The 15,839-nt window shown below is 75.5% G+C and carries 14 protein-coding genes; 5 read left to right on the forward strand and 9 right to left on the reverse strand.

The genetic code is table 11. The annotated features are described in order from the left end of the window. Positions 1 to 5: 5 nt before the first annotated feature. Positions 6 to 1,049, reverse strand: coding sequence for a histidinol-phosphate transaminase (locus tag ANAE109_RS01640; RefSeq protein ID WP_011984645.1), 1,044 nt, complete (start codon positions 1,047 to 1,049; stop codon positions 6 to 8). Between the two features lie 190 nt (positions 1,050 to 1,239). Between ANAE109_RS01640 and ANAE109_RS01645 the strand changes: the two genes are divergently transcribed. The 4 genes from ANAE109_RS01645 to ANAE109_RS01655 all read left to right on the forward strand — a co-directional run bounded on the left by ANAE109_RS01645 (position 1,240) and on the right by ANAE109_RS01655 (position 3,392). Then, positions 1,240 to 1,554: a hypothetical protein gene (locus tag ANAE109_RS01645; protein WP_011984646.1), complete on the forward strand. Its 315-nt coding sequence runs from the start codon at positions 1,240 to 1,242 to the stop codon at positions 1,552 to 1,554. Between the two features lie 192 nt (positions 1,555 to 1,746). Next, positions 1,747 to 1,977: a hypothetical protein gene (locus tag ANAE109_RS24710; protein ID WP_143827880.1), complete on the forward strand. Its 231-nt coding sequence runs from the start codon at positions 1,747 to 1,749 to the stop codon at positions 1,975 to 1,977. Positions 1,978 to 2,213: 236 nt separating this feature from the next. Further along, the gene (locus ANAE109_RS01650) at positions 2,214 to 2,789 is read left to right on the forward strand and encodes a group II intron maturase-specific domain-containing protein (protein ID WP_049768497.1); all 576 of its coding nucleotides are present in this window, start codon (positions 2,214 to 2,216) and stop codon (positions 2,787 to 2,789) included. A gap of 180 nt (positions 2,790 to 2,969) precedes the next feature. Then, complete coding sequence (locus tag ANAE109_RS01655) at positions 2,970 to 3,392, forward strand: DMT family transporter (RefSeq protein ID WP_255342641.1); 423 nt, start codon at positions 2,970 to 2,972, stop codon at positions 3,390 to 3,392. Positions 3,393 to 3,467: 75 nt separating this feature from the next. Here the strand turns inward: ANAE109_RS01655 and ANAE109_RS01660 are convergent, their stop codons facing one another. From ANAE109_RS01660 to queF, 5 genes are all read right to left on the reverse strand, one after another. Continuing rightward, positions 3,468 to 4,571 carry an arginase family protein gene (locus ANAE109_RS01660; protein ID WP_011984648.1) on the reverse strand — a complete coding sequence of 368 codons (1,104 nt, stop codon included), beginning with the start codon at positions 4,569 to 4,571 and terminating at the stop codon, positions 3,468 to 3,470. 58 nt (positions 4,572 to 4,629) lie between these two features. Then, on the reverse strand, positions 4,630 to 6,222 hold the full coding sequence (locus ANAE109_RS01665; protein ID WP_011984649.1) for a leucyl aminopeptidase: 1,593 nt from the start codon (positions 6,220 to 6,222) through the stop codon (positions 4,630 to 4,632). 119 nt (positions 6,223 to 6,341) lie between these two features. Next, complete coding sequence (locus ANAE109_RS01670; protein WP_011984650.1) at positions 6,342 to 8,189, reverse strand: serine/threonine-protein kinase; 1,848 nt, start codon at positions 8,187 to 8,189, stop codon at positions 6,342 to 6,344. A gap of 126 nt (positions 8,190 to 8,315) precedes the next feature. After that, complete coding sequence (locus ANAE109_RS01675) at positions 8,316 to 9,482, reverse strand: glycosyltransferase family 4 protein (RefSeq protein ID WP_011984651.1); 1,167 nt, start codon at positions 9,480 to 9,482, stop codon at positions 8,316 to 8,318. Between the two features lie 171 nt (positions 9,483 to 9,653). Beyond that, positions 9,654 to 10,022: a preQ(1) synthase gene (gene queF / locus ANAE109_RS01680; RefSeq protein ID WP_011984652.1), complete on the reverse strand. Its 369-nt coding sequence runs from the start codon at positions 10,020 to 10,022 to the stop codon at positions 9,654 to 9,656. A 208-nt stretch (positions 10,023 to 10,230) separates the two neighbouring features. On the opposite strand from queF, the gene ANAE109_RS01685 reads away from it, so the two are divergent. Further along, positions 10,231 to 10,428, forward strand: a complete 198-nt coding sequence (locus ANAE109_RS01685; protein WP_041448049.1) for a hypothetical protein — start codon at positions 10,231 to 10,233, stop codon at positions 10,426 to 10,428. A 145-nt stretch (positions 10,429 to 10,573) separates the two neighbouring features. Here the strand turns inward: ANAE109_RS01685 and ANAE109_RS01690 are convergent, their stop codons facing one another. The 3 genes from ANAE109_RS01690 to ANAE109_RS01700 all read right to left on the reverse strand — a co-directional run bounded on the left by ANAE109_RS01690 (position 10,574) and on the right by ANAE109_RS01700 (position 15,582). Further along, on the reverse strand, positions 10,574 to 12,325 hold the full coding sequence (locus ANAE109_RS01690; RefSeq protein WP_011984653.1) for an OPT/YSL family transporter: 1,752 nt from the start codon (positions 12,323 to 12,325) through the stop codon (positions 10,574 to 10,576). A 136-nt stretch (positions 12,326 to 12,461) separates the two neighbouring features. Continuing rightward, positions 12,462 to 14,099, reverse strand: a complete 1,638-nt coding sequence (locus tag ANAE109_RS01695) for a hypothetical protein (RefSeq protein ID WP_011984654.1) — start codon at positions 14,097 to 14,099, stop codon at positions 12,462 to 12,464. 4 nt (positions 14,100 to 14,103) lie between these two features. Next, positions 14,104 to 15,582, reverse strand: a complete 1,479-nt coding sequence (locus tag ANAE109_RS01700) for a lipopolysaccharide biosynthesis protein (protein ID WP_011984655.1) — start codon at positions 15,580 to 15,582, stop codon at positions 14,104 to 14,106. Positions 15,583 to 15,839: the final 257 nt, after the last annotated feature.

Consider the following 15,839-nt stretch of genomic DNA (forward strand, 5'->3'; position numbering starts at 1 on the left):
CGCCCTCACCTCGTCCCGGCCGCCGCCGCGAGCAGCGCATCGTTCTCGGCGGGCGTCCCCACGGAGATCCGGATGCACCCCTCGAGCCCGGGGTAGTGGTCCTGTCGCCTCACCAGGATCCCCCGCGCGACGAGCCCGTCGAACGCCGCCTTCGCGTCCGGCGTGCGGACGAGCAGGTAGTTCGCCGCGCTCGGGTAGGGTCTCCACGTCGGGTGCGCGGAGAGCCCGGAGAAGAGCCGGGCGCGCTCCGCGCGGATCCGCTGGTGGATGGGTGCGAAGGCGGCGGGCGCCTCGAGCGCGGTGAGCAGGATCGCGCCCGTGTGCGCCGGGATGCAGAACGGCGGCACGAGCGCGCGCACGATCGAGGCGACCCGCGGCGCGCCGAGCAGGTAGCCCGCGCGGATGCCGCCCAGGCACCAGGACTTGGAGAAGGTGCGGAGGATCGCGACGTTCGGGTTCGCGCGCGCGAGCGGGCGCGCGTCGGTGCCCGCGAAGGCGTGGTACGCCTCGTCCACCACGAGCAGCCAGTCGCGCTCGCGCGCGCGGGCCGCGAGCCGCTCGACGTCGCCGGACTCGAACAGCCGGCCGGTGGGTGCGTGCGGGTTCGGCAGGAAGAGCACGCCGGGCGGGCCGTCCATCGCGGCGAGCAGCGCGTCCGCGGGGAGGGCGAAGTCCTCCCCGAGCGGGACGGAGCGGTACGGCGTCGCGGCGGCGACCGCGCCGCCCTTGTAGTACGGGAACGCCGGCACGGTATCGAGCACCGAGCGCGCGCCCTGCGCGAGCGCCAGCACGAGGAGGTTCGAGCCCGGGGCGACGACGATCCCCTCCTCGGGCCACTCCTCGTGGCGCGACAGGGCAGCGCGCACGTCCTCGGCGTGGAGCTCGGGGTAGCGGTTCCACGAGAGCGCCGCGAGACGGGCGAGGGCGCGGGCCTTGAGCTCCGGCGGGAAGTCCTCTGGGCTCTCGTTCTGATCCAGCTTCACGCGCGCGTCGACCTTCGCGTACGGGTAGTCGGCGACGGCGGCGAGGTGCGGCTTGAAGGCGTTCACGGCGCCGAGGGTAGCACAGCGCCCCCTCCGGTCCGGGCTGTCGGCCGGCCCGGCGGCCCCGTCGGGAATACCCGACACGGCGCCGCGGAACCCCGCGGAACGCCGCCGCGAAGAGGTGGCAGAGCCCGTGCAGATGAGCGAGGGTGGGTGGCCGGACGGACGGCCCCGGGACGAAAAAGGAGACATGGTCATGACGAAGAACTCGAAGGTCCCTGCTCTCGTTGGCGCCGGCGTCGGTCTCGCCCTCTTCCTCGCAGTGGCGCTCCTGCCCGCGCTCCTCTACGGCGGCTACGCGGGCGTGATGCTGGCCGGCGGAATCTTCGGCACGCCGGTGAGCGCCTCCTTCGCCGCGCGCGCGCTCATCATTTTCGGGATGGTGCTCGGCGTCACCGCGGTCGGCTCGCTCTTCGCGGTCGCCGGCGCCGCCGCGGGCGCGGCCGTCGGCGCCCTCATCGGCCTCGCCCCCGCCGAGGCGAAGAAGGCCGCCGAGAAGGCGAAGGCGTAGCGGCCGGTCGAGCGGAACCGAAGCTCGATACCGTCCGACACCCGGCCCCGGATCCGCGAGGATCCGGGGCCTCGTCGTGTGTGCCCAGCATGGGCGTGATCAGAAAGCCAGACGCGGGACGGCGACCGCCTACCGGACGTCCGTGGGCCACGACGGCGCGAAGGGCCGAACGAGCAGGAGGGTGGAACGACCGTGAGCCTCGAACGCGCCAAGCACCAGAAGGCCAGGCAACTGGCGCTGCCGCTGGAGACGAGGGGTGAAGCCCCGCGGTGCCAGCGGAGCGGTGAAGCGCGGTCGGCGGTGGACGGAGACGGACGCCCGGGAACGGACCGCCTGATGGAAGAGGTGGTCCAGCGCGGCAACGCCAAGGCGGCGCTGAAGCGCGTGAGGCAGAACAAGGCAGCCCCGGCATCGACGGGATGACCCTGCTGGAACTGCCGGAGCATCTGGCCGAGCACCCGTTCGCCATGACGCCGGCCTCGAGGTAGCGCCGAATCAACCCCAGCATCCGCTTGTCCGCGATCCTCCCCGCCAGCTTCCCCATCAGTGGTGATGGAGAGGCACGAGGGGACGCCGCAAGGCGGGCCGCTCTCGCCGCTCCTCGCGAACGTGCTCCTCGACGAGGTGGACAAGGAGTTGGAGAACGCGGGCACGCGTTCGTGCGCTACGCCGACGACTGCAACGTGTACGTGCGGTCCCGGCGGGCAGGCGAGCGGGTGATGGAGACGCTCTACGCGCGGCTCCGGCTACGGGTCAACGAGGCGAAGAGCGCGGTGGCGCGCCCGCAGGACCGCAAGTTCCTCGGTTACAGCTTCTGGTACGCCAAGGGAGGAGAGGTCAGGCGGCGCATCGCGCCGAAGGCCCTTGAAGCGATGAAGGACCGGGTCCGGGAGATCACCGCCCGGAACGGTGGCAGGTCCATGGAGCGGGTGATCGAGGAGCTGCGGGGCTACCTCGCCGGCTGGAGGGAGTACTTCCGGCTGGCGGACACGCCGCGCGTGCTCAGCGACCTCGACGAGTGGATCGGGCACCGCGTGCGCGTGGTTCACCTCGAGCAGTGGAAACGGGGCACCACCGTATACCGGGAGTTGCGGGCGAGAGGCATGGGCCCGGTCTCCGCGGCGAAGGTGGCAGTCAACGCCCGCCGCTGGTGGAAGAACGCGACCATGGCGATCCACGTCGCGCTGCCCACGAGCTACTTCGACCGAGCAGGAGTCCCGAGGCTGGCCCGCTGACCTCAACCGCTCGAACCGCCGGATGCGGACCCGCACGTCCGGTGGTGTGGGAGGGGAGTAGCCGGGAACACCGGCCACCCCCTATCCCGATTCCGAGGGCGTCCGCACTGTCGCCTCTCGCGCCGTCGCGGTAAGAACCGCACCTCACCGAAGGAGGATCCCCTGCAGCTCGCCCTCGTCCTGCTCGCCCTCATCGCCGGCGCCGTGGTCCCCGTGCAGGCCGGCGTGAACGCCACCCTGGCTCGCCACGCGGGCCGCCCGGAGTGGGCGGCGTTCGTGAGCTTCGCGGTCGGCCTCGCCGGGCTCGCGGCCTACGTCGTCGTGCTGAGGGTCCGCCCGCCGCCGCTCGCCGCGCTCGCGGCCGCCCCGCCCTGGAGCTGGACCGGCGGGCTCCTCGGTGCGTTCTACGTGACCGCGATCGTGATCCTCACGCCGCGGATCGGCTTCACCCTCGCGCTGGCGCTCACGCTCGCCGGGCAGATGATCGCGGCGCTCGCGCTCGACCACGCGGGCGCCCTGGGGCTCGCGACGCGCCCCGTCACCGCCCCGCGCCTCGTCGGCGCGGCGCTGCTCTTCGCCGGCGTCCTGCTGATGCGCCGCTGATGAGGTCGTGAAATCGATCCCCGGACCGGGCCGCGGCGACCGCGGGGACCACGGCCGCTGACGGCGCCCGCTCGCTCACCCGAGCGCCGCGTCGACGGTCTCGCGCAGGTAGCGCGCCGCCAGCGCCACGGTGCGCGGGCCGCCCCCGGCGCTGCGCGCCACGTACGGCGCGACCTCCATCACGTCCCCGCCCGCCAGCCCCACCTCGCGCCCGAGGCGCGCGACCAGCGCGGAGACGAACTCGGGCGCGAGCCCGCCCGGCTCGGGTGTGCCCGTCGCGTCCGCGAACGACGCGTCCGTCCCGTCGATGTCGTTCGAGAAGTAGACCGCGGAGACGCCGGTGGCCCGCACGTGCGCGACGATCGCCTCGAGCGCCGCGGCGGGATCGGCGCGGACCTCCTCCGCCCAGAACTGGCGCACCCCCAGCGTCGACTCCCAGTGCGCCCGGTCGTGCCCCGAGGCGCGCGTGCCGACCTGGACCAGCCGGCCGCCGCGCCCGAGCAGGTCGTTCGCGTGATACGACCAGGTGGCGAAGCAGGTGCGGATGCCGAGCCGCTCCGGGAGCAGATCGGTGTGCGCGTCGACCTGGACGATCCCGATCCCCGCGCGGACCGAGGCGAGCGCCTTCACCACCGGCCACGCCGCGGAGTGATCGCCTCCCAGCGCGAAGACCCGCGCGGCCGGGTTGGCGGCGAGGACGAGCGAGAGGGCGCGCTCGGCGATCGAGAGCGGCGAGACGGGCCAGGCGGCGCGCTCGGCCGGCTCGAGGTCCGGGTAGAGGGCGCGGGCGGTCGCGGCCCGCTGCGCGTCCGAGAGCATCTCGTCCTCGAGGAGCTGCGGCACCACGAACACGTCGCCGAGATCCACGAGGCCGGCCGCGCGCGCCCGGGCCGGCCAGCCGGGGTCTTCCTCCAGCAGCCTCGCGCGGATGGCCGACGGTCCGAGGTTCGCGCCGCGCTGGAACCCGCCGCCCGCGTCGGAGGGGATCCCGAGCAGCACCGCGCGCGCGCCGGCGGCGCGGGCCAGCTCCTCGCGCCAGCGGGCCCGCACGATGGCGTCGTCCGCCGCCCCGTAGAGCCGGCGCTGGAGGGCGAGCTGCTCCGCCTTCCCGGTGGAGACGAGGTGGACCCCGCCGCCGGCGGGTCGGAGCAGGCGCCCGAGGGCGTCGATCGCGTTCACGCGGGTAGGTTAGCCCGGCGGGCTCGCCGCCGCAGCGCGCTTCGTGCCGGCCGGCGCGTCACGGCCGGTGGGCGCGCACGAGCTCGACGAGCGTGCGCACGCCGAAGCCCGTCCCGCCCTTCGCGACGTAGCCGCGCTCCTTCGGGGCGTGGGAGGGGCCCGCGATGTCGAGGTGCGCCCAGGGGACGTCCTTCACGAACGCGTGGAGGAAGTGCGCGGCGGCGATGGCCCCGCCCCAGCGCTCCCCGGTGTTCTTCAGATCGGCGCGATCGCTCTTCAGCTGCTCCTTCAGCGACTCGGTCATGGGCAGCCGCCAGAGCTCCTCGCCGGAGGCGCCCGCCGCGGCGAGCAGGCCGTCCACCGCCGCGCCGTCCGGGCCGAAGAGGCCGGCGGTGGTGTGGCCGAGGGCCACCATGCAGGCGCCGGTGAGCGTCGCCACGTCGACCATCAGCGCCGGGTTCCACGTCTGCGCGGCCCAGGCCAGCACGTCCCCGAGCACGAGCCGGCCCTCCGCGTCGGTGTTGGTGATCTCGACGGTCTTGCCCGCGTAGGAGACGAGCACGTCGGAGGGCTTGTAGGCCTTGCCGCCGGGCATGTTCTCGCAGGCGCCCAGGACCGCGTGCACCGGGAACGGCGGCGCGAGGCGGGCGACGACGCGCATCGCGCCGAGGACGGCCGCCGAGCCGGCCATGTCGGTGTTCATGGTCACCATGCTCTCGGTGGGCTTCAGCGACAGGCCACCCGAGTCGAAGGTGATGGCCTTGCCGACGAGCACGACCGGCGGCTTCTTCGCCGCGGCGCCCCTCGGGATCCAGCTCAGGGTGACGAGCCGGGCCGGCTCGGAGGAGCCGCGGGTCACGCCGAGGAACATGCCCATGCCGAGCGCCGCGATCTCCTTCGGGCCCCGCACCTCGACGGCGAGCCGCGCCTCGCGCGCGAGGGCCTCGGCCTGCTCCGCGAGGAGGGTGGGGGTGCAGTCGGCAGGCCCCAGGTTGACGAGGTCCCGCGCCCAGGCCACGGCGGCGCCGATCTCGCGCGCGAGCTCGAGCGCGTCCCTCAGCTCGGCCCGCCGCTCCGCGCCGGCGGGCACCGCCACGGTGAGCTCGGCGAGCGGGGTCCGCCGCGCGTCGTCCTCGCTCTTGTAGCGCTCGAAGGCGTAGGCGCCGAGGAGCGCGCCCTCGGCGAGCGCCCGCGCCGCCCCGGCGACGTCCTCGACGCCGTCCTCGGGGAGGGCGACGGCGAGCGCGCGCGCGCCCGCCTTGGCCGCGGCGCGCGCGGCCTTGCCGGCCGCGTGGCGGAGCGGCTCGAAGCCCGTCGACGGCCACGCCTCCGCCTTGCCGCGAGGGCCCATGCCGAGCAGGAGCACCCGGCCCGCGGGCGCGCGCCCCAGCGTCGGGAGCGAGAGCTCCTGGCCGGCCTTCCCCGCGAAGCGCTCCGCCTTCACGGCCGCCGCCAGGGCGCCGCCGAGCAGCGCGTCGAGGGCCTTCACCCGACCGCGCCCGCCGGCCCGGACGTCCTCCTCGTAGACCGGCAGCGCGAGCGCGTCCGCAGCGAGCTCGATCGCGGGGGTCCCCGCCGCCTTCACCGAGGGCTGCTTCCTCGCCGTGGCCTTGCCCGTGCGGGCCTTCGCCGTCGCCTGCTTACGCGCCATCCGGTCTCCTCGCGAGAAGCTCGCCGCCCCGCCGTCGAGGGCGGGCGGACTGTGGGTGCCGGCGTCGTTTAGCACGAGCCGCCCCGCGGCGCAGGGTCACGTGCGGCCTGGCGGCGCCGTCACGGCGACCGCGCCGCCGCCTCGATGCGCCGGGCGGCCGCCGCCGCCTCGGCGGACCCGCAGGCCTGCGCGCGCCGGGTCATCCCGAAGAACCCCTTCGTCTCGACCGTCGCGAGCGCGGCCCGCCGCAGCGCGGGGAGCGCGGCGCGATCGCCGATCTCGCCGAGCCGCTCGGCGGCCTCGCGCCGCACCTCGCAGTCGGGCACGTCGAGCAGGGCGCCGTAGGCGGCGGCGCGATCGAGCCGCTCCTCCGCGCCCAGGTCGCGCGCGAGGTGGAGCGCCCGGAGCCGCTGCGAGGGGGCCCCCTCGCGCGCGGCGCGCAAGACCGCGGGGACGGCGGCCTCGCCCTCCTCGAGCAGGAGGCGGTGCGCCCGGTCCGCGGTCGCCCGGTCCGCGGCCAGCGCCGCGACGAGGTCCGCGCGGGCGGGGTCGTCGAGGGAGCCGCGGGCGCGCGCAGCGGCGAAGGCGGAGAGCGCCGCTGCGTCGGCGCCGGTGAGGTGCAGCGCCCGGGCGCGGAGGAGCAGCAGCTCGCCGTCGTCCGGACGCTCCGCCAGCGCGCGATCGAGGAGCGCGAGGGCCGCGCCGGGCCGGCCGCCGGCGAGGAGGCTGCGCGCCTCGGCGGCGGTCCTGCCGCGGCTCCAGCCGAGCGCGAGGGCGAGCGTGAGCGCGAGCAGGGCGGCGACCGCGGCGGCGGCGACGACGCGGGGGTGCGCGCCCAGCTCGCGGACGGCCGCGCGCGCGCGCCGGGCGGCGGACCGCGCGAGCGTGCGGGCGCGCCCGGCGAGGCGCGCGGCCTCGAGCGAGAGCGTCGACGACGCGATCGGGGCGGTCCGGACGGGCGGGAGCGCGGCGCGGGTGTCGGCGACGCCCACCGGGTCGGGCGCCCGGGCGGGCGGCGTCGCGGACAGGGAGATGGCGGGCGACGGGGTCGCGTTCGGCGGCAGCACGAAGGCGGGCCCGAGGGAGCCGCCGAGATCGTCGCGCAGGGCGCTCGCGGACGGATGTCGCTCGTCCGGCTCCTTGGCGCAGGCGCGCGCCACCGCGGCCACCAGCGCGGGGTAGGCGCCGAGGTCCGGGCGCGGGTCGGTGAGCGGGGGCACCGGGCGCGTCGCCTGCATCATGAGCAGCGCGCGCGGCTCGTCGGCCTTGAACGGGTGGCGGCCGCCCAGCACGCGCCAGGCGATGAGGCCGACGGCGTACAGGTCGGCGCGCGCGTCGACCTCGCCCCCGAGCGCCTGCTCCGGCGCGAGGTACTCGGGCGTGCCGACCACGACCCCGGCCTGCGTGGAGGCGCCGCTCGCGGGGTCGGCGATCTTCGCGATGCCGAAGTCGAGGAGCTTCGTCACCTCGCGTCCGCTGGCCGTGCGGGCGAGGAAGACGTTCTCGGGCTTGAGGTCGCGGTGCACGACGCCGAGGGCGTGCGCCGCCTCGAGCCCCGCGCACACCTGCCAGAGGATCGGCACCGCCTCCTCCGGCGAGAGACACCCGTCGCGCCGGATCCGGTCGAAGAGGCTCTCGCCGCACAGCAGCTCCATCACGAGGAAGAGCCAGCCGTCCGGGCTGCGACCGAAGTCGGTCACGCGCACGATGTTGTCGTGCTCGAGCGCGCTCGCGATCTCCGCCTCCCGCCGGAACCGCTCGACGAGGTCGGGCGAGGAGGAGAGGTCCGGGCGCAGGACCTTCACCGCGACGTCCTTGCGCAGGTGGACGTGGCGGGCCCGGAACACCGCCCCCATCCCGCCGGTCGCGAGGTGCGCGGCGAGCTCGTACCTTCCGTCGAGGACGAGGCCGAGGAGCGACTCGGGCTCGAATCGGCCCCCGGCTGGCGGGTGTTCGGCGGCGGACACTCGGGCCGGGATTGTACTCCACGGGCCGTGTCACGCTCGGACGGCCGGAGGTGATCAGGCGCCATTCCCCTACACGCCGTCGCTCCACTCCAGAGCCCGTCGCGGGCGCGCGGACTCCGGCGCGCCTCACGCCGCCTTGCCGTGGGAGGAGATCGCGTCGAGCAGGGCGCGCTCGAGCCGCTCCGCGACGTGGCTCCACAGGAAGCCCGCCGCGACCCGCTCGCGACCGCGCGCGCCCATGACGCGCGCGCGCTCCGGTTCGGCGAGGAGGCGCCGCAGGGCCTCCGCGAGCGCGTCCGCGTCCCCTGGCGGCACGAGGAGTCCGGTCTCGGCGTCGCCCACGATCTCCGGCACCGCCTCGTGCGCGGTGCCGACGCACGGCACGGCGCAGGCCATCGCGTCGAGGAAGGCGAGGCCGAACGGCTCGCGCAGGGTGGGCAGGGCGAACACCGTCGCCTGCGCGAAGAGCGCCGGCAGCTCGTCGAGCTCGACGGGGCCGAGCCAGTGGGCGCCCACGGGGAGCGGCGGCGCCGCGGGCGGGCCCGCCACCAGCAGCCGCGCCCGCGGCTCCGTCCGGCGCAGCCGCGCGAACGCCTCCGCGAGCACGTGCCCGCCCTTGCGGGGGAAGTCGCGTCCGACGAACAGGATCGTGCGGCCGTCGTCCTGGCGCGGCGCTGCGCCCGGGAAGACGTTCGCGCCGGCTCCCACCACGCGCACGCACGCGGGGTCCACGCCGTAGTCGGAGACGAGCGAGCGCGCGACGTTCGCGCTGAAGGTCGCGAGCACGCGCGCGCGCCGATAGAGGGCGGTCTCGCGCGCCAGCCAGCCCTCGCCGTAGTCGAGCGGCGCGGCGAGCCCGGCGGCGGGACAGGGCGGGCCGCGCATCGCGAGCGCGCGGGTGTGATCGAGCAGGAGCGCGTACGGAAAGGGGGCCGGGAGCCCTGGCGCGAAGAGCGCGCCGTTCTGCAGCACGAGGCGGGGCGGAGGGTCGAGCGCGCGCAGGGCCTCACCGGCACGAAGAGAGTGCCGGTCGAACGCAAAGGGGGTGTTCCAGCGGTGCTCGAGCGCGCTGCGCCCCACGCCGAACCGCGCCGCCGCGGCGGCGAGCGTGAGCGCGACGGCGGGCCGCGGGCGGAGCCGGCCCGTGACCGGGTGGCGGGGCTCGAGGTCGCCCGTCGCCTCGACCAGCCGGACGTCGTGGCCCCGCGTACCGAGGGCGCGCGCGACCTGGTCGGTCACGCCGCTCTGCGCGCCGTAGTGCACGTACGCGATGGACAGCCTGTCGCTGCGCAAGAGCCTCCCCCCGGGAGGAAAGCTGCGCTCCGGGAGGAGGGAGGGGAACCCCGGCGCGGGCGGGGCTGCGAGCGACGCGAGCGCGCGGGGGCGCAGCTCCCCCTTCTCAAGCCGGGGGGTCGGCGGCGCGAGTCGCGACGCAGCGGCTGCTCGCGGATCGCGCCCCGTCGTTCAGACGCCCGCCGGGCGCTCGCCGTGGCGCGCCGTCACGACCGTGTGGATGCCGCCCCGGACGGCGAAGTCGCCCACCACCTCGATCCAGCGCGGCGCGATCGCCTGGACGATGTCGTCGCAGATCCGGTTCGTCACGGCCTCGTGGAACGTCCCCTCGTCCCGGAAGCTCCACAGGTACAGCTTCAGGCTCTTCAGCTCGACGCAGCGCTCGGCCGGGACGTAGCGAAGCCGGATGGTCGCGAAGTCCGGCTGCCCGGTTACCGGGCACACGCAGGTGAATTCCGGGCACTCCATCGCGATCTCGTAAGGCCGGTCGGGTTTCGGGTTCGGGAAGGTCTGGAGGTCTCGAGCGGGCTTCGTCGGCATGGCGTGGGTCTCTTCGGGCTTAGGAGCCCGGGGCTACTTCCTTGGCCTGGACTGTCGGGATTTCGAGGCCGGCACTGGAAAGTCTACAGGTGGCGGGGGGGGTCACCGAGCCAAGCCCCTGTAACCCCGACCGTGAGGGCGAGGCAAGCGGATTGCTAGTGGGATGGGGACGGGCACGCCACGCCGAATCGCCACCACCGGAGGGAGCATGAAGGCCAACCGCCGCCGCCGTTCCGAGAAGAGCAACGCCCCCCGCCGGCTCGTCACCACCCTCGGCGAGCTGATCTCCGCCGCCTACGAAGCGGTCCCGGGGATGGGCGATCAGCGCCTCGAGCGCGCCCTGGAGCTGCTGACGCACTCACCCCTGGCGCGTCACATGTACCCCCACGTGGAGTTCGTCCGCTAGCCGCCTCCCCCTGCGCGGCGACGGCGGCTCCGACTGCGACTGGAGCCCCGCGCCTCGTGCGGCCGACGAGGGACTTCACACGACCGGGCCCGGCCACCGCCGGGCCCGGTGCTTTTTCGGGACCCGGAGCCTTGGGTCCGGAGCCTCAGCCGGCGACGGCCGCCCAGAGCGCGAGGAACAGCAGCACGAGCGCCTCCCCGGTGATGAACCCTGAGGCGAGCGGGGTCGCGTACACGTCCTCCGTCCGCGGCGACAGCCGGCGCCAGAGGTCCTGGGCGACGCCGCCGATCACCATGGGCACCACCGCGAAGCCCGGGATGAGCGCGCCGAGCCCGATGGCCGTCGGGGAAGGGACGTAGCGGCCGAAGCGCGGGCTCGCCTCGAGCAGCGTCAGGACCACCCCCGCGACGAGCGCGACGACGAGCGCCACGAGCGCGCTCGACGGGAGCGCGCCGAAGCCCTGCGACAGCAGCTCCGCGAACCCGGCCCACTTCACGGAGATGGGCGAGGTGAGCCCGCCCTCACCCCCGATGCCGTACTTGGCGCGCACCGCCGGGTAGGCGACGGCGACCGCCGCCGCGCCGATGGGGACGCCGATGAGCTGCAGGTAGGTGAGGTGCCGGTTGGTCGAGCCGACGATCTTGCCAGCCCGGTAGTCCTGCATGAGGTGCTCGCCGTTCGCCGCGACCGCGCCGCTCATGCCGGAGCCCACCATGTTGATGGGCACGTGACCTGGGGCGAGCACGGCGAACACCGCCTGCATCACGTTCGCCATGGCCGAGATGGGTGCCCAGTTCGTCTCGCCGAGCACGCGGATGCCGACGAGCATGAGGACGATGGAGAGCAGCACCGAGACGGCGGAGAGCCAGATCGGGAAGCCGAGCGAGATCTTCTGCACCGCGGCGAGCACCACGGCGCACCCGAGGGCGCCCCACACCACCCAGCGCATCGGGAAGTCGCCGCTCGTGTCGGCCTCCTTGCCCGACAGCCCATGGAACGTCTTCGCGATCACCTTCCACTTCAGGACGAGGGCGGTGAGGCCGCCCGCCACCATGAGCCCGGTCGCCGGCCACATGATCCAGCGCTGCAGGATGGCGTTGAACGTGAGCTCCGGCACGAGGCCACGCGCGAAGAGCCGGTCGGGCGCGACGATCCAGCCGAGCAGCATTCCGAGCCCCATCGAGAGCGTCACGCGGAGGCCCACGAGGATGCCCGCCCCGAGCGACAGGACGCCCACCTCGCTCCCCAGCCGCAGCGCCTCGGCGTGCGGCGTGAGGAAGCCGAACGCGATCGTGTCGGGGATCCACTTGAACCCCTGGCGCAGCACCGTGAACCCGACCGAGATGGCCCCGCCGATCCCGAGCGCGGCGACGCGCGGGCCCGCCTGCTTCGGCCCCTCGTCGAGCACGAGCAGCGTCTCGCCGGCGGCGGTGCCGTCCGCGAAGGGGAGGTTCTCCTGGTCGATGTAGTGCTTGCGCAGCGGCACCGCGAGCAGCACGCCGAGGAGGCCGGAGGGGGCGAGCCAGGCGAAGATCTGGAGGCTCGAGAGGTGCAGGTTCATGAGCCCGCGCTGGTTCAGCATGTCGATGGCGGCGAGCACCACCGCCATGAAGCCCACCCCCGAGGCGGCGGCGGTGCCCGCGGTCTGGACGAGGTTGTTCTCGAAGCGGGTGCCGCGGCGGCCGGTGAGCTTGCCGATCAGGGTGATGACGATGAAGCCGAGGAAGGCGCTCACCACCGACATGTTCGGCCCGTAGCCGATGCGCAGGACCACCGTCGGCTCCGCGGCGCCCATCAGCGCGGCGACGAGGATCGCGATGGCCACCGCGCGGGCGGTGAGCTCGCGCTTCGGCGCCACGAGGTTCGGGAGGTCGGTCGAGGGAGAGAGCTCGCGCATGCGGGGCGAGACTCTAACCTCGGGTCCGGGAACGGGCCAACCGAACGGGGGGCAGGGGTCGTGAATCGATCTCCGGACCGAGCCAGGTGGACGAGACGCGAGCGACGACGCGACGGGACGCGGATCGGCCGCCGCCTCAGGGCGCGGCGCGCTCGAGCGCGGCGGCGGGGATCTCCCTCGAGCGCGCAGGGATCGCGCCCAGGTCCGGCTGGGCGCGCCGCCGCCCCCCGGCGCGCGGGCCGGCCGCGACCGGCGAGTCGCCGCCGGTCCCTCGCAGCGGCAGGTAGAGGTGGTAGGGCCCGTGCCGCTCGGCGAGCCGGTAGTGGCCGGCGATCTCGGCGACGACCGCGGGGCCGAGGTTCCCGCGGGCGTACCACCCGCGCGCGGCCGCCGAGTCGAGGTCCTGGAGGAGGACCACCGCCGGGAACTCGTCACGCCGGAGCCCCTCGAGGAGCGGCCCCGCGAGCGAAGGGTCGCGCTCGGCGGCGAGCCGGAGCATCCAGGGGTCGAGCACGAACGGCCGCATGCCCGCGACGAGGGGCAGGAGCGGATCCTCGGACACGACCACGCCGGGCGGGAGGGCGGCGACCACGGCGCGCGCCTCGGCGAGCCGCGACCCGGCGAGGTCCGCGCGAGCCATCCCCGCCGCGACGACGACCCCGAGCGCGCACGCCACCGGCGCGAGCCCCCGCGCGATGCGACGCTCGGTGCCCCGGGCGCGCCACGACGCGCCGAGCGCGAGCGCCGCCGCCACCTCCGCCTCCGCGAGGTGGTTCGCGTCCGTGCCCGGCGAGGCGAACACCACGAGCGCGCCCGCGAGCGCGGCGGCGAGCCAGAGGACGGGGAGGAGGCCCGGGCCGGCCGCGCCGCGCCGCGCGGCGCGCAGGTGGTGGCGCGACCCGGCGAGCGCGGCGGCGAGCGCGGCGCCGAGCAGCGCGATGGCAGCGGGATCGGCCACGGCGAGGTGGTGGGCGAGCCGGTAGGGCGCGGCGAGCGCGTCGCGCAGCCGCGCGCCGCCCGAGGCGGTCGCCGCCAGGATCTCCATGAAGCGGCCCCCGGAGAGCGCGTCGGTGATCGCCACCACCGCGATGCCGCCGGCCGCCACCGCTCCTGCGAGCGTCGCGGCCGCGCGCCGCTCGCGGCGGACGAGCAGCCAGGCGAAGGCGGCGGCCGGCGCGGTCAGCGCCGTGGGCTTGGAGGCGAAGCCGAGCACGAACAGCGTGGCCGCGAGCGCGACCGCCCTGCGCGAGGGGCCGCCGGCGAGCGCGGCGAGGCCGAGCGCACCGAGCGCGACGGGCAGGAGGTCGAAGCGGACGGACGAGAGGGCGTACTGCGTCGCGTAGGTGCCGAGCGTGAGCACCCCGAACGCCGCCGAGACCGGGGCCGTCACCCCCACCCGCCGGAGCAGGACGTACGCGGCGACGACCGTGAGGAGCCCGACGGCGAGCGAGAGCGCGTACCCCGCGGTCACGAGGTCGAGCCCGGCGACCCGGAGGCCGGCGTGGGCGACGAAGGCGAGCGGGAACCAGCGCGTTCCGCCGTAGCCGACCGCCGGATCCAGCAGCGGCCGGTACAGCAGGCCTTGGGCGAGGTCCTCGGCGAGGGCCATCCACGCGCCGGAGACGTGGTTCAGGGCGTTGCCGCTCGCCCACGAGGCCGGGAGTCGCGCGGCGGTGGTGACGGCCAGCGCCGCCGCAGTGAAGTAGAGCAGGAGGTTCCCGCGGCGCATCACCTCGACGCTGTGCGCTCGGCGGGGCAGGGGCGAGTCCGTCACGGGGTCATGACTCCGACGGAGCCACGGCCGTGCGAGCGCGCCGCGTCGAGAAGAGCGAGAGCCAGCCGGCCGGCAGCCAGCCGCGCGCCCAGGACAGCCCGAGGTACGCGAGCGCGAAGGCCCCGCACGCGGCGGCGAGGCGCACCGCCGGCGGCGCCGCGTGGAGGGCGCGCATCGTCACCCAGGCCGGCGCCATCGCGAAGGCGGTCGCGGCGAGCTGACGAGCGAGCGACCGCATGGGCAGCACGCGGGAGAGCGGCACCTCGAACAGCCGCGCCGCCCGGTGGAGCATCACCACCCGCGCGACGGCCTCCGCAAAGGTCCAGCCCGCGAGCGCGCCGATCGGCCCGGCCACCCGCAGCCCGCCGAGCACCAGCGGGACGGTGGCCCCGAGCTTCGCCACGGACAGCGCGAGCATGTAGCGGTTCTGGGCGCGCGCGCGCATCACGCCGTCGAGCGGGAGCGCGGCGAGCGCCACGGAGAGGATGCCGATCCTGAAGATCGGGACCGCGTCGAGGTAGCGCGCCGAGAAGAAGAGCTCGATGAGCGCGGGCGCGACGACGCCGAGGAGCCCCACGAGCGGCAGGAAGGCGAACGCGAGCTGGAGCACGGCCTCGTGGAACAGCGGCAGCCCCGCTCGCGCGGGCCGGCCAGCGCCTTCCACCTCCGCGAGGCCGATCTGGAGCAGCTCGGAGACGGGCGTGTAGAGGATGTCCACCACCGGCAGCTGGAAGGTGCCGACGCTGTAGACGGCGAACGCCGCGGCCGAGACCGCGGCCGCCACGGCGTACTGGTGGAACTGCTGCTGGGGGACGATGAGCAGGAAGGCCGCGCCGAACGGCAGGGCGTAGGCGGCCTGACGGCGGAGGGCGCTCGCCGAGAACCGCAGGCCGTGCGCCCGCGCCAGCGTCACGAAGGTCCACGCGGCGCGGAGCAGGTGCGCCACGGTGATGCCCGCGAAGACCGCCTCGACCGAGCCCCCCAGCAGCGCGCCCGCCAGGATGGCCGCCCCGCGCACCACCTCGGTGACGAGCCGGGCCACCGCCGCCGCGCCGATCCGGCCGGAGGCGTTCCACGCGATGTCGAGCGGGGCGCCCGCGATCTGGAGCGCCGTGAAGGCCGCGATCCACGGCACGGCGCGCGTCAGCTCCGGGTTGTGGAACTGCCGGTCGACGAGCGGCGCCCCGGCGAGCACGAGCGCGGCCGCGAAGGCGCCGAGCACGAGGTGGAACCACAGCGCCTGCGCGACGTGCGCGTCGCGGTCGGCCGGCTCGCGCGGCACGAAGTAGTAGAGGCTCATCGTCATGCCCATCGGCAGCACGAGCGCGAGCGTGTTCATGAGGAGCCAGGCCTGCTTGAACGTGCCGTAGGACTCCGGCAGGAGCACGCGCGCGAGCACCATCGGCACGGCCAGGGTCAGGACGGCGCCGGCGAGGCGGGCGACGAGCAGCGGGCGGGCCCGCGTCAGGATCGAATCGGACAACGAGCGTTCCTTCCGCCGCGAGGAGCCATCGGGCAGGGGCGGGCGGTGACCCCCAGGCGCGCCCGGTGGAGGGCGCCGCCGCCGCCTCGTGCGCGGCCGGACCTCACGGTGCGCAGTGACGCGCCCGAAGGCGCGTGCCCGGTTGGAAGGAGGCGGTACGCGAATCCGCCCGCTCGCCCGTCGTGCCGGCGCCCGCTCGAACGTCTGGCGCCCCCGCGGCAGAGCCCCGGTGCTCCGAGGCGCCCGGGGAGGAGCGG

Source organism: Anaeromyxobacter sp. Fw109-5 (assembly GCF_000017505.1).
Classification (GTDB): domain Bacteria; phylum Myxococcota; class Myxococcia; order Myxococcales; family Anaeromyxobacteraceae; genus Anaeromyxobacter.